The following is a 20,420-nucleotide window of genomic DNA, read 5'->3' on the forward strand; positions in this document are numbered from 1 at the left end:
AAATTGAAGGAAAACCTCCCAATGTATTCAAAGGCCTACGATCTTCCAGGATGCCTCCGAACCAGCAATATGGTCGACAGGCTGATGCAGAGAATGGACCGACACCTGAATTCTGCGTTTTACTTTCATGGGAGTTTGGCTTCTGCGGAACTGAGCATCAGGGGGTGGGCGCTTATCCACAATTTTGCTCCATGCAACCCAAAAACGATAAAAAATCACGATGGATTGAAAAGTCCGGCAGAGTGGCTAAACAAATCCAGCTATCATGAAAACTGGCTCCAAAACTTGCTGACATCGGCATCATTGGGAGGTTACAGGCACGTACCCCCAAATCCGTTATAGCCAGAATTTTTTTATATGGCAAGTGCCAGGAATCGGCCAGGGTTTTAAAAATCAGATCTTCATCAATCACTTTGTCAGGTTTGTCCAGCCGGTTCAGATTCAAATGGACCAGCACATCAATGAAAGAGATGGCGGAAAATGCCCTTTGCCTGTTTTCAGTGGTATTGCCACTGGTTTGTGCGACAAGTTTCTCTTTTATCTCACGCTCCCGGCTAAGTAAATCCTTTGCCTGATTCGAAGAGATCAGGCGATTTGAAATCAGAGCCTGGCAAATGGCTTTACCGCTGAAATACCTGCCAGAATTTAAATGCATAAACACCCTGTGGAGAATAAAAAATGCCGGGCAACCTTGAAGGACAACCCGGCATTTGCTTTTGCTATAATGAAACTAAAGACACCAAAGGCACTTCGCCCTCTTGTTTCCTGTATCTTGTTCCTAGTTTCTTGCTAATCTTCTTCTATGATGATGGCGTCTTCTTCACAAACTTCCACGCAGCTTTCGCAGCCCATGCATTCTTCTGCATTGACGGGATTGGATTTTCCGTCTTCCATTTCAAATACTTCTGCAGGACATACATCAACGCACTCTTCACAACCTACACATTTTGCCTGATCAACTACCGGGTTAAAAGCCATTTCAAACCTCCTTAAAAAATTAATAATAAAATTTTATAAACTCATTTTTTAAATGATTATAACCTGATTCAGCACCCGCTTTTACAACAATGTTTTTGCTAAAACAAGCTTTTTTATGAGTTTAATTCCACCAGACATACGCCGATTTGTCCGCCTGGATTTTTTTTAGTTAAATTCACATACCTAAGTCCCGGGAAAAACCGGATTTGAATCCGACCGGTTACAGGACTTTGGGCGGCATCCCCAAAATATTTTTCTTCGGGCTCAGGCCCCAGGCCTTCAGCCATCTGCTCCCCTTGCGCCATCTGCGCCAGGATTGCATTTATCTTAAGATGCCATTTTGTTATGAATTCACAATCGTTTTCATGCACTTTTATGGAATCAATGTCAAGGGCATTTATCGCCTTGCCCGCACCGGTCAAAAATTCATCCATCACAGCCCTGCTGGTGGTAATCAGAATCGGGATATCGCCCTGGTCAAAAAGTTTTGCATCAACAGCCGCCCCAAGCCAGGCCTTTATTCTTTTGTCAGTCATGGCCTGGCCCGGTTCAGGCGTCTGGGTATGGCCCGTTGACAGGGACATGTCTCCATCCCCTTTAAGTTCGGCAAAAAGTGCCGCTTTTTCCTGATTCAGGGCATCCAGCGCAGCCTGGATGTCCTGGGATTCCCGGTCATGGATATCTGCAAGTTTAAGACAAACAAGTGAATCAATGCTGTCCCCGGCGGTTGTTTCACAAGGTTCTTGGGAAACTGTCCTGTTACGGATGTCGGCCCGGATGGCAGCCACACCTGAATCATCTTTAAAAAACACGTTTTCACGAATCAACGCCCGAAGATTTTTTTCATTGCCCTTATGAATGGCGGCCCAGTCCAGGTAGGCGCGGACCTTTTGTTGCGATAGAACAAGTTTTTCCTTATCAAGTTGGACCCGCGTAAGCGTTCCTTTGGCCGCCAGGCCGGCCATGGGCTCGGGTAACACAGCCCCGCCGTGAATATCTAAAATTTTAAACCTGTTGAAAAAACAGGACAGGACCCTTGCCTGACGGGCATCCATAAAGGTAAACGGGAAAAAATAAAAATTTATCATAACATTATACACCTTCCAATTTTATACCTTATGATCATGTAACAGGATCCCCATGTCATCCAGTTGTTTCCGGATCCTGTCCGCTGTATTAAAATCTTTTTGCTGCCGGGCCTTATCCCGTTCAGCCATGAGCGCGGTCACCGCTGACGAATACAGACCCTTTCTGCTGAAATCAAAAATATTAAGCACCGCATCCACATCTTTAAAACAGTTAAGCAGGCGCGCGGCGCCCCCCGGTCCCACCTGATCCTCAACGACAAGCCGGTTGATGCGCTTCACGCTGGACAAAAGACCGGATATCAGGACAGGAACCTTGAGGTCGCTTGCCATGGCATTCATCATGCCCTGGCGCAGATCATAGGTAATCTGCGCAATCTCCTCTTCATTGGACTGCCCTGACACATGACCAAGGGATTCAATGCACCGGTTGATCCGGGAAAGAACGGTTTTGGCATCATCCAGACTTTTTCTGGATAACAGCAAAGATTTTCTGTAATGGGCGGACAGCAGCCAGAAGCGAATGGTTTTCTCGTCCCATCCCATATCAACCAGCCGGTCCAGGGTCAGAGACCAGATATCATCCGTATCCAGGGATCCGTCATACTGCACCGGGTGGCAATGCATCCACACCCTGGCAAAAGAACCACCGGCAGCCCCGGCAATGGCAATTTCGTTTTCATGGTGGGGGAACATAAGCTCCCTTGAGCCTGTATGGATGTCAAACTCTGCGCCAAGGAAGGTTGAGGCAATGGCAGCGCACTGCAGATGAAGTGAGGGACGGACATTGCCCCATTCCGTTTTAACGCCCACACCCTGCTTAAGTTCCGACAGCTTCACCCGCTTGAGAAGAGTGAAGTCCTTGGGATTGTTCTTTTCATATTCATCCAGGTCAACCGTGGCCCCCACCCGGATCTTGTTGACGTCCACCCGGGAAAGGCGGCCGTAATCCCCAAAGCTTGCCAGATCAAAGTATACGGAATGAAGCTTTTCATAGGCATGGTCATTGACAAGCAGTTTCCTGGTCAGATCCGTCATTTCCGTAAAATGTTCAGACACCCTGGGGTAGGCCTGGGCCGGCCTCATGCCAAGCCGTGACAGATCCGTCAGAAAGGCATCAATAAAGGGCTGGGTAAAATCCTGGGGGGTGGTTTTCGCCTGCCGTGCCCCTTCAATGGTTTTATCGTCATAATCCGTAATATTAACGATATGTCTGACTTTTACATCCTGGTATTCAAGGTAGCGGATGAGCAGGTCCGTAAACGCATGACGGCGGAAATGGGTAATATCCAGCCGCCGGTGTACCGTGGGACCGCAGGTGTAAACACCGACTTCCTTGTCCCCCTGGGGATTCAGGGATTCTTTTTTCCCACCCAGGGAATTGTAGACGGTAAGGTGAATATTCTTCTTCACGCTGAAAAGCTCGGTGGACAGATAGCGTTCGCCGGAATCCGGAAAAATCACAACAATAACCCCGTTTTGAAGACCCTTGGCATGGTCAAGGGCCACGGCCATGGCCGCACCGGAACTCATGCCCACAAAAAGGCCTTCTTTTGCTGCCAGTTTCCGGGCCGTCTCAAAAGCCGTTTCATCATCAATGTGGACGCTGTCATCCAGCAGGGTTTTGTCAAAAATTCCAGGGGTATAAGACTCTTTCATATTTTTAAGGCCCTGGATACCGTGTTCTAGATAGGGTTCGGCACAGATCACCCGGGCATGATGGCCCTGATCCCTGAAATACCTTGACAGGCCCATGAGTGTCCCCGAGGTGCCCACAGCCGCCACCACCGCATCCACCTGGCCGTTGGTCTGGGCCATGATTTCAGGCCCTGTGGTGTGGTAATGGGCTTTCCAGTTGGCCTCATTGTTATATTGGTCCGTAAGGAAATATTTGTCCGGGTATTCCCTGGCCAGGCGGTAGGCCTCTTCAATGGCCCCGTCCGATCCCAGGTGCCGGGGGGTAAGAATAATCCGGGCACCCCGGGCTTTGAGTATTTTTTTTCGTTCTTCACTGGCGCTTTCGGACATGGCCAGGGCCAGTTTATAGCCCTTGACCGCACAGATCATGGCCAGGCCGATTCCCGTATTTCCGGAAGTGGCTTCAATGACGGTCTTTTCAGGCGTCAGCTCACCGTCAGCCTCGGCCTGGCTGATCATATACAAAGCAGCCCTGTCCTTGATGGACCCGCCCGGGTTCATGTATTCAAGTTTGGCCAGGATGGTGACACCCGGCACGGAATTAAGTGTCTGAATTTTTACAAGGGGGGTGTTGCCGATTGAATCAATAATGCTGGCATACATGCGTATCCTCTCTTTGCCGGGCCAATTTCCGCACCGGCCTTGACTTTTCAAGTACAAAATGGCTTTATACAGTAATTTTATTTGATGCGCAATTTATTAAACAGGACCATTTTTCCGTATGGTTTCATGTAAAAAAACGCTGTGGCAGATATGTATCGTCCTGGGTATTGTCCAGGCCGCCATTGTATTTCTTTGCGGCCAGGCCCTTGGTTTCTCCGCGACCATGCCCACCGAGAAGGTGTCCTGGCACATCCAGGCCCGGCAGGTGAGCTACGAAAATAAACGCAAGCTTTACATTGCGGAAAACCAGGTGGTGATCACCGGGGGAAAAACGCGCCTGGAAGCGGATTATGTCGAATTTTCAGATATCACCAAAGACGCCTTTGCCAAAGGCAATGTCCTGTTTATTTCAGGAAAGGACACCATTACCTGCAAATCCATGAATGTCAACCTGAGCTCGGAAACAGGCACGATCAGCCAGGGCACCATATTCATCCAGGACGGCAACTATTATATTTCAGGGGATAAACTTCGAAAAACCGGCGCGTTTACCTATGATGCCGAAAAAGGATCCATCACCACCTGCCAGGGGGAAACCCCGGACTGGAAAATTACGGGAAAAGAGATTCAGGTGACCGTTGACGGGTACGGCCATGCCAGCAATGCCATCTTCTGGGCAAAAAAAATGCCCGCCCTTTATGCGCCCTATTTTATATTTCCGGCCAAAACAACACGCCAGACCGGACTTTTGATGCCCATGGCAGGATTTTCAGACGACATGGGATTTGAATACCAGCAACCGCTGTTTTTAGCGCTTTCAGACAATACCGACGCGACCTTGTATCCCCACTATATGTCGGACAGAGGCGTGATGCTCTCCGGCGAATACAGGTATGTACTGTCCCCGGAATCCAAAGGCATGATGATGATGAGCTATCTTGATGATGACACCATTGGAGACGCCGCGGATGAAAACCAAGATTACAATATTTCCGCCACACCTGACCGCACCAACCATGACAGGTACTGGTTGCGAATGAAGTCAGACCAGGAACTGGGGTATGGTTTTAACGCCAAACTGGACATTGATTATGTGTCTGATATGGATTATCTGCGAACTTTTGGAACCGGCTTCGCAGGTTTTGACAGTACAGATGGTGCTTTTGAACAGATGTTTGGCAGGGACTTGGATGAAGCGGACGAAGAGATCAGAAAAAACAGCCTGCTTGTCACAAAAAACTGGGACGCTTACAGCATGAACTTGCAGGCCCTTTGGTATGATAATGTCGAGGCCCGGCAAACAGACACAGATGACACCACCCTGCAGACCCTGCCCTCGGTTGAATTTTTTGCCGCCCGCCAGCAGATCGGACAAACCGGGCTCTATTATAAAATGGATTCCGAATTAAAGTCCTTTTACCGCCAGGACACCACCAATACAGAGATTACCGGACGAAGGGCAGACATTCATCCGGTATTTTATTATCCCATGAAATTGGGCAAGGCATTTTTTCTGGAGCCCTATGCCGGTGTCAGGGGAACCTTATGGGATGCAGATGATTTCACTGACCGCGACGGGGATAATTCCAGCGCCAGAAACCGGGGGCTCTATGAAATGGGCATGGACCTGTCAACAACCCTTAACCGTGTGTTCACATTAGACACGAATTTTGCCGAAAAAATCCAACACAAGATTGTACCCAGGCTGGAATATAATTATATCCCCTTTGTGGACCAGGAAGATCTGCCCTACTTTGACGACATAGATGATATTTCAGAAAAAAACATCATTACCTGGTCTTTGACCCACACATTCACCTCCAGGCATACCATAACGGATGAAAACGGGGAAGAATCCAGGGAATACAAAGAACTTTTCTGGTTCAGGCTCTCCCAGGGCTATGACATCCGGTATGAAGAGGACGGGGATGATGCCGAAGACGACCCCTGGCAGGACCTGACATTTAAATATGAGTTAAATCCGCTGGAATATCTGAGATCAAACGGCACCATAGCCTTTGATCCCAATAACAGCCATTTCACTAAAATCCAAATCGGAGGCACGATATCAGATACAAGAGGAGATAGCCTTAACATGTCCTATCGATATTCGAAAGAGTATTCACATACCTGGAAAACGAAAATCAGCACAAATCTGGTTCCAGATACCCTGGGTGCCTATTACTTTGTTGAAAACGATCTTGAAGACCAGAAAACCGTTGAGACAGGTATCGGCATTTTCATCAACCGGCCATGCTGGGGAGTGAACCTGAAATTTACAGATGAATCGGCAGACAAATCCTTTGCCTTCATGGTGAATCTGAAAGGTATAGGCGAATTCGGCACAAAATGAAAAACAACGCTCTTTGGTTTGCCTTGCTGACCCGAAGCAATTTCGAGCAAACCGTGTATTCCAATATCTGCAAAAAAAAAATTGATGCGTTCCTGCCCACAACAAGAAAGCCCAGCAAGAGGAAGGACCGCAAGCTTATGATAGAAACCCCCTTGTTTCCAGGGTATGTGTTTGTCAAATCCACCATGGCTCCGGTGGATCAGCTGCCGATTTTAAAAACCCTGGGTGCGGTAAGGCTGTTAGGAAACCGTGATGGCCCCTTGCCCGTGCCCGAATATCAGATTGACTCGCTCAAACTTTTGACTTCCGCAACCCAGAATCTGGTTACAGGCAGTATTATTAAACTTAAAAAAGGAGATCCGGTGATCATCCTTGAAGGCCCAATGGCAGGGCTGAAAGGAGATTTCTTTGAACATAAGGGCAGGGGCAGGGTCATTGTCAAAATAGACCTGTTAGGCAGATACGCCGGCGTGGAGGTGGATTCTGACAAGGTTGAGAAAATTCCGGACCTGCTGTCATAAGCCCTTGACTTTTTGATGCATATTCATTAAAACCCCTGGACTGGAAAACTGGAAAAACTTTTTAGCTGTTTAATATATTTGAGGTTCCATGAATAAACTTGAATTGATTTCCACATTGAAAGATCGGGCCAACCTGACCAAATCAGAAGCAGCCGACGTAATAAAAATATTTTTTGACTCCCTGTCAGACGCCTTTGTCAAGGGCGAACGGGTCGAGATAAGAGGGCTTTGCAGCTTTCATATCAAAGAGTATAAGAGCTATGTGGGCAGAAACCCCAAAACCGGACAAAAAGTAGACATCCCGCCCAAACGCCTGCCGTTTTTCAAATGCGGCAAAGAGCTCAAAGAGCGGGTTGATTATTAGTCCCATGTATCTGATATGCATCCTGCACCTTCCGAAACAAACCGGGAAGCCCTTCCGTGGTCTTTGCCATTATCTGAATTAACCCATATTGTTCAGACCGGCCGGATCCCCAATGCCCTTCTTTTTTACGGGCCCCGGGGAACCGGCAAAAAACAGGCTGCGCTTTTTTTTGCAAAGGCCTGCAACTGCCGTGCAGACACCGGCCGGCCGTGCAATATCTGCGCGTCATGCAAGAAAATATCTGCGGGCATGCATCCGGACATGATCTTTCTTGATCCGGCTGAAAACAAAAAGATGATCACCATTTCCCAAATCCGGGACATGGGCCGAATCATCGCATCCCGTGCCAATGAAGCAGCGTTCAGGATGGTGTGCATCCGTCAGGCAGACCTGATGAATCCCCAGGCCCAGAACGCCCTTCTCAAAATGCTTGAAGAACCGCCGCACCGCACATTTTTCATCCTTGCCGCAGCGCAGACCACCCCCCTGTTGTCCACCATTTTATCCAGGTGCCGGCGCATTGACTTCCAGGCCCTTGCAGCCCTCGAAATCAAAAAGATTTTATGCACACAATACGGGCTTGATCCCGGAACCGCCGACATTATCAGTGGTACGGCCGGAAGCGACCTGGATCAGGCCCTGCGCCTTTCAGGACTATACAAAGGGGATGCGCCTGACTGGATGCTGCTGCGGCCATGGCTGATCAAAGAGCTCTGCGGATTACTGACCGTACCCCAGCATCAAAGGATCTTTAAAAGCCTTAATTTATCCCGGCTGCTGTCAGCCCGCCCGGAACATATTCATGATGCCATGACAGTGGTCCGAACCGTATTCAGAGACTTTTGCATATTAAAATACATGCCGGATAAAATAGTTAACCTTGATTTTTTAAGCGCATTTAAAGATATTAGTGCGATGCATTCATACGTCCGGATGTTAACATGGATGACACTGTTTCATGAGACGGAAAAAAGACTGGAATCCAACAGCGGCACAAGACTGATCCTTGACCGGTTTTTCCTTTCATTGTCTGTATTTGAATAAGGGACCCAATTTTATGGTAAATGTTGCCGGCGTTAAATTTAAAACCGCAGGTAAAATATACGATTTCAACAGCAACGCCCTGGTCGTGAATTTAGGAGACCGGGTGATTGTTGAAACAGAACAGGGGTTAGGATTCGGCATCGTTGCCGTCCCGACCCGGGAAAAAGACAAAGATGAAAATACGTTAAAAGATATTGTCAGAAAGGCCACCCCGGAGGATTTCAGCCAGCGCACGGAACTTGAAGTACTGGAACGGCGGGCCCATGAATACTGCATTCAGTGCATAAAAGACCTGGACCTTTTCATGAACCTGTTCAGTGTGGAAAGCACCTTTGACAGAAACAAGCTGACATTTTTTTATACGGCGGACGGCAGGATTGATTTCAGGGAACTGATCAAACTTCTGGTCAAAGAATTCTCCATCCGTATTGAAATGCGCCAGGTCGGTATCCGAAATCTGTCCAAGCATGTGGGCGGTGTGGGTAAATGCGGCAGGGAACTGTGTTGTTCCTCTTTTATGCATACCTTTGATCCGGTGTCCATTAAAATGGCAAAGGAGCAGGGACTGAGCCTGAATCCCACTAAAATCTCAGGGGTGTGCGGCCGCCTGATGTGCTGTCTGACCTTTGAAGATGAGACCTACCGCCATTTAAAGAAAAAAATGCCTAAACTGGGCAAAACCATTATGGTTGAAGATATCAAAGGCAAGGTAGTCCGCCAGAATGTTCTCAGACAAAGTGTCACTGTCAGACTTGATGACCGCACGGAAAAGGAAATATGTCTGTCCCAACTGAAAAAAGAAAACACAGGAAACCCATCTCAATGACTTGTCAATACTATACCACGCCCATTTACTACGTGAATGCCAAACCCCACCTGGGCCATGCCTATACCTCCATTGCAGCAGATGTAGCCACCCGGTTTAAAAAGATGGAAGGCACAGACACCTTTTTTTTAACAGGAACGGATGAACACGGGGATAAAATCGTTCAGGCTGCGGAAAAGGAGAACACCACACCCAAGGCTTACGCAGATAAAATCAGCAAACGATTCCAGGATGTTCTGCCCCTGCTCAATATCGAAAACGACCACTTTATCCGTACAACCGATCCCCAGCACATTGAGGTGGTAAAATCAGTCCTGTCCACGATTTACGACAAAGGGGACATCTATTTTTCAAGTTATGAGGGCATTTACTGTTTCGGGTGTGAAAGATTCTACCAGGAGCGCGAGCTTGTGGACGGCAAGTGCCCGGACCACGGCACTGTGCCGGAAACCATCAAGGAATCAAACTATTTCTTTAAAATGAGCAAGTACCAGGACTGGCTCATTGCGCACATCGAAACCCACCCGGACTTTATCCGGCCCGAACAGTACAGAAAGGAACTTCTCTCATTTCTCAAGGAACCTTTGGAAGACCTGTGCATCTCCCGGCCCAAAACCCGGCTGACCTGGGGCATCACCCTGCCCTTTGATGAAGACTATGTCACCTATGTATGGTTTGACGCCCTGGTCAACTATATCACGGCCCTTGGATACCCTGACGGGGAGAGGTTCAAAAAATTCTGGCCATCCACCCGGCATTTTGTGGCCAAGGACATTATCAAGCCCCACGGGATTTACTGGCCCATCATGCTTAAGGCAGCCGGCATTGAGACATACAATGGGCTGAACGTCCATGGATTCTGGAATGTCCAGGGCTCTAAAATGTCAAAAAGCATCGGCAATGTCACCGACCCTGTGGAGGTAACAGAAAAGTTCGGCGTGGATGCGTTCAGATATTTTCTGATGCGGGAGATGGTATTTGGTCTGGACGCCAATTTCACCGAAGATGTTATTATTTCACGGATCAACTCAGATCTTGCCAATGACCTGGGCAATCTGTTTTCCCGGGTGCTGTCCATGAACCACAAATATTTCAAAGGCATCATCCAGGGGCAGTCTGGGGATTCAGACAAAGGCTTAAGCCTTGAACCCGAGGCAGCAGCAGCCCTGGAAGGATACACGGCTGCCATGGCAGAGTGCCAGTTTCATAAAGCCCTTGCAAGCGTATGGGACCTGGTGTCAACCATGAATAAATACATTGTTGCCAATGAACCCTGGGCCCTGGCCAAAGACCCGGCACGCACAGGCGACCTGGGTACGGTCCTGTATGAACTTCTGGAAGGGATTCGCTTTGTGGCAGGACTGATCTGGCCGGTCATGCCGGAAACCAGCGGTAAAATCATGGTGGCCCTTGGCCTTGGGCTGCCTGAAAAAGGGTTTTTCTCCCTGGATGCCATCCGGCCCTGGGGTCAGATCCCATGCGGCGCAACCCTGTCAAAGCCCCGGATTCTTTTTCCCCGGGTGGAAGTTGAAAAAAAAGAAGATGCCCCCCCGGCACCCAAACCGTTTAAACCGGCATTAAAAGAAGAGATCACCATTGAGGATTTCTCAAAAATAGACCTGAGAGCCGGCAAAATTCTGTCTGCAGAACGGATTGAAAAATCGGACAAACTGCTCAAACTTCAAGTGGACTTAGGGGCCCAGACCCGACAGATTGTGGCTGGCATCGGAAAATCCTATGCCCCCGAAGACCTAGTGGGCAAAGCGGTCATTGTCGTTGCCAACCTGAAACCCGTAAAACTTATGGGTGAGTTGTCCCAAGGCATGATACTTGCGGCAAGTGTGAAAAAGGATCTTATTCTTTCCGGATTCAACGGCAGTCCTAAGCCCGGCAGCCAGATTAAATAATCCCTGCATCGGCAAGCAGACATAATTAATATTTTGAGATATTGTTTTGCATTCTATTAAAAGAGAACGTTCCTGGCGTGAACTTCAGACAGGCTATCTCCAGCAGACAAAAAAACAGGTCATGATCAGGCGTATACGCCAAATTGCAGGTTTTCTCTGCCTTGGTGCCGCAGCCGCAGCATTGCTCTGGGTTGGGGTCCACACCGTACCCAAGATCGGTGACCGGCTGCTTTCCCCCAAACCGGACAAGGTCTCAAGTAAGCCTGCCCCGCCCAAGCACCTTGAAAAATCTGACGTCAAAGCCCTGGTCCAAAACATGGATATTCTTAATTCACAAACAGACCTTTTCTTTGCTGAAGGCCCGTCCTGGACATACACCATCCACACCCGACTGGACACGCGCCTCCAGGCAGAACTGATCCGTACGCTGGACCACCTTAAAACCCTGGACCGGGGCAAACCCGAACTCATCGGGATGGTGGCCATGGACGCCAGCACCGGATTCATAAAAGCCATGGCCGGATTTAATCCGAACAGTCCGGCCACCCTCCCCTGCACATCGGCCATCTATCCGGCGGCCAGTCTTTTCAAAATTGTCACCGCATCTGCTGCCGTGGAAAAATTAAATTACACAGCCACCACCCCCCTCTATTTTAACGGCAGGAAATACACCCTGTACAAACAGCAGTTAACAAAGAAAAAAACAAAATATACCCATCAGGTTACCCTGGAGACAGCCTTTGCCGAATCCATCAACCCTGTATTCGGCCAACTCGGACAACTTGCCCTGGGCAAAACAGTGCTTAACGATTTTTCCCAGGAGTTTGGTTTTAATCAGAGTCCGGATACGGATTTTGATTTTCCAGCTCCCCATTTTTCCGCCACAGGCAGTGATTACCATTTAGCAGAACTTGGATGCGGATTTAATCGAGATACCCGGATTTCACCTGTATTTGCCATGACTATGGTTTCAGCTGTGGTGAACAAGGGACAAAGCATTGTCCCCCGTCTTGTGGACAGGATATCCAACTCAAACCAGGACAAGCTCTATAAAAGCACCAAAGAGATATATAAAACACCGATCAGCCCTGAAACAGCCGCCATCATGATGAGACTTATGAAAAAGACCATATCAGGCGGCACAGCCAGAAAATCGTTCAGGGGCTATTCACGGGATAAGGTATTATCCAATCTGGTGATCGGCGGGAAAACCGGCTCCCTGTCCAACCGGGAAAATACAATCAGATATGACTGGTTCACAGGATTCGGACAACAGAAAACCACAAAAGAGACATTGATTGTCGCAGTGGTGGTGGGGCACGGCAAATATATCGGAACCCGGGCATGCATCCATGCAAAAAACATGTTGAAAACCTACTTCAGCGAAGTCAAACCCAAGGAGGGTACATATGAAACGGCCAGGCAATCTTTTAACACAGATTTCTAATTATCTTAAACAGATCGCACAGATCAATGTGGACATGGGCAAACCGTTATCATCGGTAAAGGAGAACACCTTACTCTTCTTCCCCGACACCGGCTGCACCCTGGGCTGCGGGATCTGTGCCCTTGTGGCCTTTAAAGGGCCTGCCTGTAAAAATGATATAGAATTTCTGTCCAAGGGCATTGAAACCCTTTCACAGAATTGTCTTGGCCCGTTTTCCGAAAACACCCCCCCAATGGTTTCAAAAGATTACCTGGGGGGCGCAGAATTTTTATCCACCCTGTTTGACCATGCCCAGAGCCTTAAGCAGGAAACAATTTTTGCATCCCTGTTTTATAACCGGGAAAAAATCTGCAAACTGTCCGGAATTGCCAAAGATATTGAAGAATTTCTTAGGGATGAAGTCCAAAGATTCAAATCTGCCACAGCCAGCTTATCCGCGCCCGAGGTGGAGATTGCCGCAGATTATATTGACCGGCTCAAGGATATTCTCTGGTGCCTGAAAAAAGAAGTTCTTGACAATATTGGGGCCATTGAACATCTGGCCCCGGGTATAGAGAAGCAAAACAACCCTGCAGGCATCGCGCTTTTCAAACGGATCAATGCCGTACTCAACAGCCTTGACCGCCTGGAGGTCAGAGGACGGGACTCGGCAGGCATTTCAGTGCTGTGCACCCTGGATGAAAAGCAATTTTCAACGTACAAAAGCGTTCTGGAAACAAAAGAAATCGCCAAAGGCTTAAAAAACAGAAGCAACCGCCAGATTCTGTCAAACAACACCATCTCGATCAATGAAATCCGCAGACCTGGTGTCCCAAGCCAGATTACCATCTGTTTTGTTTACAAATTCGCCGCTGAGATCGGTGCCCTTGGCGACAATATCGCTTTTATCAGGAATCAGATTAAAAATGACCACCTTCTCCAGGCGCTTTCTGAATTTGCCCCTTTGGCGTCATCGGTTTCGGCCCATACAAGGTGGGCATCCGTAGGTGATATCACCGAGGCCAACTGCCATCCTTTGGACAATACACCCACAGATGCCGGGGGCGTCCAGAACGGGATCATCCATGTCTGTCTCAACGGAGATATTGACAATTACCTGGAACTGAAAACCGAGTACGAGGCCCGGTACGATAAAATTTCCCCCCAGATCACAACGGACACCAAATTGATCCCGTTGCAGATTGAACACCACCTGAAAATGGGTGCGCCCATTGAGGAGGCGTTCCGTCTGGCGGTCAATGAATTTGAGGGGTCCCATGCCATTTCCATGCACACAGACCTTGCGCCCGGCAAATTATTTTTAGCCCAGAAAGGCAGTGGCCAGGCTATTTTTGTGGGGATTGCCCCGGACCATTACATTGCGGCATCCGAATTATACGGGGTGGTGGAGGAAACCCGCCACTACATCAAACTCAACGGCGAAGAAAAGGGCCAGATCGTGATCCTGGACCAGAGAAGTGCCGGCGGCATTGAAGGTATACGCTCCTTTTACTATGACAATCAGCCCATCACCCTGACCCGGGAGGATGTGCTCACAAGCCAGATCACCTCCAGGGACATTGACCGCCAGGGGTATCCCCACTATTTCCTCAAAGAGATATCTGAAGCACCTTTATCCGTTGAAAAAACCCTGGAAAACAAATTCAAACAGAATCCGGGTTCAGGGCTTCTCAATGTCAATCTGAACAGGACCATTATTCCACCGCAACTGGAAGAAGATTTACGGTCCGGAAAAATTAAAAAAATATATTTTATTGGCCAGGGTACCGCCGGTATAGCGGCCCAGGGATGTGCGGATCTTCTTACCCATTACCTGGGGGGAAAATCCATGGATATTCGTGCCCAGAAAGCGTCTGAGCTTTCCGGATTCAGTATCGGCTGCGAAGGGGAAAACACCACAGCCATGGAAGACACCCTGGTTGTGGCCATCAGCCAGTCCGGCACCACAACAGACACCAACCGGACCGTGGACATGGTCCGGGCCCACGGTGCCAGATGCCTTGCCATTGTCAACCGCAGGGATTCGGATCTCACCTTTAAGGTAGACGGCGTATTATACACCAGCTCCGGCCGGGACATTGAAATGTCCGTGGCCTCCACCAAAGCATTTTACTCCCAGATTACGGCCGGGGCGTTACTCGGGCTGCACCTGGCTGCCTTGCTCAATGCCAGAAATGAAGAATATATCAACGAGCAGATTCGGGCGCTGCTGGAACTGCCGGCAAAAATGAAAACCGTGCTTGGCATGCGCGAAGAGATTAAGGCGTGCGCGGACCGCCTGGCCATTTCCAAAAATTACTGGGCCACAGTCGGTTCCGGTGCCAACAAAACATCTGCCGACGAGATCAGGATCAAACTGTCGGAACTGTGCTACAAAACCATCTCCTCGGATTTTGTTGAGGACAAAAAACATATTGACCTGTCAAGCGAGCCATTGATCATTATCTGTGCCGCCGGTACCAGGGAAAGCGTGCTTGGGGACATCATCAAGGACACAGCCATTTTCCATGCCCACAAAGCCTGTCCCATTGTGATCACCACCCAGGGCGAAGACCGGTTTGATTTATACGCCAAGGCCGTATTCAAAATTCCTGAAGTCCAGGAACATTTTGCCCCCATTCTCAATACCCTTGTGGGGCATATATGGGGTTACTATGCAGCGCTGGCCATCAATGACAAATCAAAATTTCTCTATGAGGAACGGCTGAAAATAGAAGATACCATTGAAGCGTTCAAGCGCTTGGGTCATGATGATTACGAAGTGCTGCTGGACAACAAATTTACGGAAACCGTGGCAGCGTTTTACAATCAGTTTTCCCAGAAAAGGCGCCAGGGGGAATTTCCCAGTGCCATCGGCCTGAACACGGTTTCCAACATCACCTTGCTGCTTAAATATCTGTCCGGCAGGCTGCCGGTGTCGGATTTTGAAATGGATTTTGGCGTCAAAGGCACCCCGCCCAATATGCTGTCCACCTTTTTTACCACCATGAACCAGGCCATTAATATCATGGCCCGGCCCGTGGATGCCATCAAGCACCAGGCCAAAACAGTTACCGTGGGCACCAGCCGGATCAGTGAACGCTTTGAAGGCATTTTATTTGATGCCCTGGCTGAACATAACATCCAGATTCCGTTGATTACCAATACCAATGTACTGGTCCTTAAAAACCTGCAGGAAATCATATCCGAAGTTAAAGGCGCACTGCTCTACCGCATCACCGGCTTAAGCCTTTTGGGAAAAGTAACCACAGACACCCGCATTGATGTAGTATCCAAAACAGGCATTCTGGCCAATGAATCTTCCAGGGTGGAAACAGATCACCGGCTCAAGGGCACAAAGAACATCATTGTCAGAGAAGGCAACGTATATATCGGGAAAGGCCGGAAAGACAACAGAAGCATTCTTGTGATTCCGGTGCTTTCATCTTCACCGACGTCACCCAACATCATTGAATTTCTTCTGTCTTTAAACATTGCCTTTAAATCCACCCAAGAAGTTACCCTGTTGAAGAAAATAAAAGCCCTGGGCGGAAAATACACCCGGCTTAAGGACTGGATTCTTGAAAGTAAAAATGTGGCATGGGATGATAAATACCTCAACCTTGTGGACATTGAAACCCTGTTCGGTGCCACGGCTGAAAGGGCTGTGGCGGCGATTGTTGAAAAACTGGATTGATCCGCTGCACGGCAAATATGCAGTAAGGTGGACGCGTTTGAGCCGCGGTCTGGCATTTTCCCGGTTCAATGAATATTTTATTGTCAATTTCACACGCATAAGGCCCGGGGTCAACATTAAATCAGCCCAAAAAACGCCGGATTTTAAGACCCGGTACATTTGCTTACAAACAGCTACAAAAAGTCAACAGACCTGTTGTCCCATTTTTCGTACCCTACCCTTGTAATTAAATTGCCTGCCATTGGTGGCGGGTGGCGTTAATAAAATTTAAACAAGGATGGTAATAATGAGAATGAATCATGTTTGGTATGTACTGCTACTGACTTTTTTCCCGGCACTCGCCTTGGCGCAACCCGATGAACAGGAAAAAGGCGGTTTTTTCGGCAGCATCGCCATTGGCGGAGGATGGACCTCCGGAAAACCCAGCCAGTTGGACGTAACGGATGACAACAAGAGGATCAACTCCCTGGATGAGCGGGCAACACGGGAATCAGAAGGAATTGTGCTCATTATGGGCGAATTGGGCTACAATATCGTCAGCACTGGCACCAAAATTTCATTGGGAAACCAAAAGTGTACGGAAATATCCGCGGTATCTTTGACTGTGGATCAGGCTCTGGAACATATAGGCACCTTTCAGGCCTCCTTTGGATTCGGAGAAAAGGAGGTGTGGAAGGATCCGTTTCTGGTGGGCGTCGAACGGGAGGAGACCGATGAAACCGCCTATACTGTTGGTCTGCAACTACAGGAAATCGCGGGATCAGGCGCCACGGCATCGCTTACGGGAACCCGTTACAAAGTGGATGATGATTTGATTGGCAGCCAGTATCAGGAATTGAAACGGGATGGAACCATGGTGACGACCGCACTGAGCTATGCCTTTCCTCTGGGAGAAAACCAGATGATTATCCCTTGTCTTGGCGTGAAAATAGACAACCGCGACGGTGACAGCAATTCCAGCAAAGAGGCCCAGATTTCGTTGGCACACACACTGGAGATGGGCTCGTGGAATTTTGCAACCTCGCTTTCCTTTAGCCAAAAGGAATTTGACAAGATGCATCCTGTTTTCCACGAAACCCGCGAGGAAAAGGGGTACGCGGTGAGTGAACTCATCTCTTTTGCGGAGCCTTTTGGATGGTCCGGTTTTTCCATTAACTGCGTCATCACCTATGACCGCAGGGATGCCAATATTCATTTTTATGACAGCGATGCACTCCTGGTGGGAGCCGGAATTGGCTACAGCTTTTGACAAGCATGATCCACCCGCAAAAACCCGGGCTATCTTCGCCCTGGGACTTTTAGCCCTGACCATAAGCATAAGCCTGGCGGGATGTACCCTGACGAAAAGACAAGCCCAGATCACCCTGCCGGAGGATCTTCCACAAACCTGGGCCACCCGGGTTTGTGTTGATGACCTGCCCATTGCATCGAACCTGCTCGGGCTCATCGACTTGCCGGAACTAAAGGCCCTGGTTCATGAAGCCATGAACAACAATCCGGATCTCAGGGCCACCGCCCTGCGGCTCAAGGCCGAAGGATTCCTGCTCGGCAGGCCCCGTTCGCAAATGCTGCCCAAGGTCGAGGCTGGTATTTCCAGGGGCAGAAATAATCAGGGGAATAATGACAATACCGGAAGAACGGAACCCCAGACTTACCACAAAATATCTGCAAATGTGAGCTGGGAAATTGATATGTGGGGACGTCTGGCCAACGAATACTCGGCGGCAAAACAGGAAGTAACGGCAAAGGAAAAGGATTTCCTTCAGGCCCGGGATGCCCTGGCCGCACGGACCATTCAGGCCTGGATCAACCAATTAGCTGACCGCCGCGCAAAGGGCATTGAAGAGGAACGGCTGGCTGTTTTACAGCACATCGAAGCGGTACTGATCCAGCGCTACCGGGATGGTCTCGGAAGCCTGGACGAATATTCCACAGCCAGAAGCCGAACGCAAATCGCCAGAGCAGATCTGAGTACGCGGCAGGCAAACCTTGACCGTTCGGTGCGCGCCCTTGAAATTCTTTTGGGACGATACCCCGGAGGGCAATTATCTTCGGGGAAAGAGTGGCCAACCTTGCCCATGCCGATTGTGGACATGCCGGCCGCAGCCCTATCGCTTCGGCCGGATATCCAGGCGGGGCTGGCCCGGGTGGAAGCCGCCCGCAACCTGGCCCGGGCCGCAGACAAGGCCCGGCTTCCCTTGCTCAGCCTGTCTGGCGAGATTTTCCGGACCGGCACGCGTATTTCCGACATCGGCAGCGCCACGACCTATTGGGGCGTGCTGGGATCTCTTTTTCAACCCTTGTTCCAGGGAGGCCGGCTGCGGGACGAAGCACGGGCCAAACACTCGGAAGCCATGGCCGCCATTGAGGACCTGCATGCAATCGTCCTGCGCTCGCTTTCCGAAGTTGAAAACGCATTGACCCTTGAAAAAGAACTGGCCGTCCAAATAGTCGCTCTTGGGTCTGCCGTGGAAGAATCGGAAAAAAGCAGCCGCTATTATGTTTACCGTTACCGGCAGGGACTGGACAGCATCCAGAGCCTGCTCATTGCCCGGGAACAGGAGATGACAGTTAAGATGCGCCTGAACCAGTTAAAGGCGGATCGGCTTGGAAACCGTATTGATTTGGCCTTGGCGGTTGGCGCAGGGATCGGAGATAACCCATGAGCAACATGTTTAGCCGTCTACGAACAAATAAATGGATCATTTTTATCGTCACGCTTTTCTTGTGTGCCGCCGGAACAGCCCTTTTTTTCAAGACAAAACCGGAAAAAGTGTCTGCCGGAATAGACGATCCGGATGCAGGCCCGGTATTATCCGGCATGCCGGTAACGATTACATTAATCAAACCATCCTCCTATCCGGCGCGGATTACTGCCCTGGGGGAAGCACAGCCTCTGTGGCAGTCAAGCGTCAAGGCGCGGGTTGGCGGAGCGGTTTTGTATATTTCAAATCAGCTTCAGCCGGGCAATCTGATTAAGAAAGGAGAACTGATTGTAAAAATCGACAAGACCTCATTCGAGGCCAAGGTCAGTGAAACCGAAAGCCAGGCGGCCCAGTGCAGGCTCAACTTGCTGAAAGAGGAACGGGAAGCGCAGGAGGCCCAGCGAAACTGGAAGCGCTCCGGCATCAAGGAAGCACCATCCTCGTCCCTGGTGCTGCGCAAACCGCAACTGGAAGCGTCCCGCGCCGCGCTTAAGGCGGCCCAGGACGCGGTTGCCAATGCAAAACAGGAGCGCTCGTACACCCGGATCAGCGCCCCATTTGACGGCATTGTCCTCGAACGCCAGGTCAATCCCGGGGAAACGCTCTTTTCCGGCGACAAGATTTGTACGCTCTGGGGCGTGCAGACCATGGAAGTCAGTGTGTATGTGGCTGCTGCCCAGCAGGAATTGCTTGGCAAGGAAATGGAGCAAATGACTGTGCGCCTTGTCTCTCCCCAGACAGGTGCATCCTGGCAGGCGCGCGTGGTAAGGGACGCCCAACGCCTTGATTCGCGGTCGCGTCTGCACACCCTTTTCCTTCAGGTAAAACAGCCCCTGGACCAGACGCCGCCCCTGCTGCCCGGTACTTTTGTCCGGGCCGAAATGTCCGGCCGGGACATCCCGAACCTGCTTTGCATTCCCGAAAACGCATTGACCCAACAAGGATTGATTTGGTTCGTGGATGCTGATAACCGGTTAGGTTCCATTCAGGCACAACCGGTATTCTACGGGGAAGGCGTGGTCTATATTCAAAACCCGCAGAATACGGACAAAGGACTTGCCATTGCCGTCTCACCCAACGCCCAATGTCATAAAGTTAACGGCAAGGTTTTAAATTCATATGATGCTCCCTTTTGGCAACTTTATGTTTTCGTTCAAATTTACGCCCAGGTCTAATCGGTTCTGTTGCTCCCATAAAAAGTGTATGAATTTGC

15 protein-coding genes are annotated in these 20,420 nt (G+C 49.6%); 11 read left to right on the plus strand and 4 right to left on the minus strand.

Features of this window, described 5'->3' with window-relative positions; genetic code table 11:
* Window positions 1-172: 172 nt before the first annotated feature.
* The 4 genes from Q366_RS21820 to Q366_RS17825 form a co-directional block, all read right to left on the minus strand.
* The gene (locus tag Q366_RS21820) at window positions 173-655 is read right to left on the minus strand and encodes a hypothetical protein (RefSeq protein WP_035241709.1); all 483 of its coding nucleotides are present in this window, start codon (window positions 653-655) and stop codon (window positions 173-175) included.
* A gap of 134 nt (window positions 656-789) precedes the next feature.
* Window positions 790-978, minus strand: a complete 189-nt coding sequence (locus tag Q366_RS17815; protein WP_035241712.1) for a ferredoxin family protein — start codon at window positions 976-978, stop codon at window positions 790-792.
* A gap of 113 nt (window positions 979-1,091) precedes the next feature.
* Complete coding sequence (locus Q366_RS17820) at window positions 1,092-2,066, minus strand: hypothetical protein (protein WP_035241715.1); 975 nt, start codon at window positions 2,064-2,066, stop codon at window positions 1,092-1,094.
* Between the two features lie 21 nt (window positions 2,067-2,087).
* Complete coding sequence (locus tag Q366_RS17825) at window positions 2,088-4,364, minus strand: cysteine synthase (protein ID WP_035241718.1); 2,277 nt, start codon at window positions 4,362-4,364, stop codon at window positions 2,088-2,090.
* A gap of 118 nt (window positions 4,365-4,482) precedes the next feature.
* Here Q366_RS17825 and Q366_RS17830 point away from each other — a divergent pair, with 118 nt between their 5' ends.
* From Q366_RS17830 to Q366_RS17885, 11 genes are all read left to right on the plus strand, one after another.
* The gene (locus Q366_RS17830) at window positions 4,483-6,717 is read left to right on the plus strand and encodes an LPS-assembly protein LptD (RefSeq protein ID WP_035241721.1); all 2,235 of its coding nucleotides are present in this window, start codon (window positions 4,483-4,485) and stop codon (window positions 6,715-6,717) included.
* Complete coding sequence (locus Q366_RS17835) at window positions 6,714-7,238, plus strand: UpxY family transcription antiterminator (RefSeq protein WP_035241724.1); 525 nt, start codon at window positions 6,714-6,716, stop codon at window positions 7,236-7,238. Before Q366_RS17830 ends, Q366_RS17835 begins: the two co-directional genes overlap by 4 nt.
* An 88-nt stretch (window positions 7,239-7,326) precedes the next feature.
* Window positions 7,327-7,602: an HU family DNA-binding protein gene (locus tag Q366_RS17840; protein ID WP_035241727.1), complete on the plus strand. Its 276-nt coding sequence runs from the start codon at window positions 7,327-7,329 to the stop codon at window positions 7,600-7,602.
* A 63-nt stretch (window positions 7,603-7,665) separates the two neighbouring features.
* Entirely contained in the window at window positions 7,666-8,646 is a 981-nt protein-coding gene (gene holB / locus Q366_RS20520; protein WP_245620007.1) for a DNA polymerase III subunit delta', read from the plus strand.
* A 13-nt stretch (window positions 8,647-8,659) separates the two neighbouring features.
* Window positions 8,660-9,472, plus strand: a complete 813-nt coding sequence (locus tag Q366_RS17850) for a PSP1 domain-containing protein (protein ID WP_035241730.1) — start codon at window positions 8,660-8,662, stop codon at window positions 9,470-9,472.
* The gene (gene metG / locus Q366_RS17855; RefSeq protein ID WP_035241733.1) at window positions 9,469-11,379 is read left to right on the plus strand and encodes a methionine--tRNA ligase; all 1,911 of its coding nucleotides are present in this window, start codon (window positions 9,469-9,471) and stop codon (window positions 11,377-11,379) included. The genes Q366_RS17850 and metG overlap by 4 nt, the downstream gene beginning before the upstream one ends.
* 46 nt (window positions 11,380-11,425) lie before the next feature.
* On the plus strand, window positions 11,426-12,826 hold the full coding sequence (locus Q366_RS17860) for a penicillin-binding transpeptidase domain-containing protein (protein ID WP_035241735.1): 1,401 nt from the start codon (window positions 11,426-11,428) through the stop codon (window positions 12,824-12,826).
* On the plus strand, window positions 12,789-16,502 hold the full coding sequence (locus Q366_RS17865; RefSeq protein ID WP_035241738.1) for an SIS domain-containing protein: 3,714 nt from the start codon (window positions 12,789-12,791) through the stop codon (window positions 16,500-16,502). The genes Q366_RS17860 and Q366_RS17865 overlap by 38 nt, the downstream gene beginning before the upstream one ends.
* Before the next feature lie 292 nt (window positions 16,503-16,794).
* A complete protein-coding gene (locus tag Q366_RS17875; protein WP_169742991.1) occupies window positions 16,795-17,751 on the plus strand; it encodes a DUF2860 family protein in 957 nt (318 codons plus the stop codon).
* The gene (locus Q366_RS17880; protein ID WP_169742992.1) at window positions 17,735-19,168 is read left to right on the plus strand and encodes a TolC family protein; all 1,434 of its coding nucleotides are present in this window, start codon (window positions 17,735-17,737) and stop codon (window positions 19,166-19,168) included. Before Q366_RS17875 ends, Q366_RS17880 begins: the two co-directional genes overlap by 17 nt.
* On the plus strand, window positions 19,165-20,382 hold the full coding sequence (locus Q366_RS17885; RefSeq protein WP_035241749.1) for an efflux RND transporter periplasmic adaptor subunit: 1,218 nt from the start codon (window positions 19,165-19,167) through the stop codon (window positions 20,380-20,382). The genes Q366_RS17880 and Q366_RS17885 overlap by 4 nt, the downstream gene beginning before the upstream one ends.
* Window positions 20,383-20,420 lie beyond the last annotated feature (38 nt).

Origin of the sequence: Desulfobacter vibrioformis DSM 8776 (assembly GCF_000745975.1) — a bacterium.
Taxonomy (GTDB): Bacteria; Desulfobacterota; Desulfobacteria; order Desulfobacterales; family Desulfobacteraceae; genus Desulfobacter; species Desulfobacter vibrioformis.

What these genes read in the sequence shown, in the direction of transcription:
- Q366_RS17815 (WP_035241712.1), bottom strand. Translation starts at nt 978, where the DNA reads ATGGCTTTTAACCCGGTAGTTGATCAGGCAAAATGTGTAGGTTGTGAA.
- Q366_RS17875 (WP_169742991.1), top strand. Translation starts at nt 16,795, where the DNA reads ATGAATCATGTTTGGTATGTACTGCTACTGACTTTTTTCCCGGCACTC.
- Q366_RS17840 (WP_035241727.1), top strand. Translation starts at nt 7,327, where the DNA reads ATGAATAAACTTGAATTGATTTCCACATTGAAAGATCGGGCCAACCTG.
- Q366_RS17850 (WP_035241730.1), top strand. Translation starts at nt 8,660, where the DNA reads ATGGTAAATGTTGCCGGCGTTAAATTTAAAACCGCAGGTAAAATATAC.
- Q366_RS21820 (WP_035241709.1), bottom strand. Translation starts at nt 655, where the DNA reads ATGCATTTAAATTCTGGCAGGTATTTCAGCGGTAAAGCCATTTGCCAG.
- Q366_RS17830 (WP_035241721.1), top strand. Translation starts at nt 4,483, where the DNA reads ATGGTTTCATGTAAAAAAACGCTGTGGCAGATATGTATCGTCCTGGGT.
- Q366_RS17835 (WP_035241724.1), top strand. Translation starts at nt 6,714, where the DNA reads ATGAAAAACAACGCTCTTTGGTTTGCCTTGCTGACCCGAAGCAATTTC.
- Q366_RS17825 (WP_035241718.1), bottom strand. Translation starts at nt 4,364, where the DNA reads ATGTATGCCAGCATTATTGATTCAATCGGCAACACCCCCCTTGTAAAA.
- Q366_RS17865 (WP_035241738.1), top strand. Translation starts at nt 12,789, where the DNA reads ATGAAACGGCCAGGCAATCTTTTAACACAGATTTCTAATTATCTTAAA.
- metG (WP_035241733.1), top strand. Translation starts at nt 9,469, where the DNA reads ATGACTTGTCAATACTATACCACGCCCATTTACTACGTGAATGCCAAA.
- Q366_RS17885 (WP_035241749.1), top strand. Translation starts at nt 19,165, where the DNA reads ATGAGCAACATGTTTAGCCGTCTACGAACAAATAAATGGATCATTTTT.
- Q366_RS17820 (WP_035241715.1), bottom strand. Translation starts at nt 2,066, where the DNA reads ATGATAAATTTTTATTTTTTCCCGTTTACCTTTATGGATGCCCGTCAG.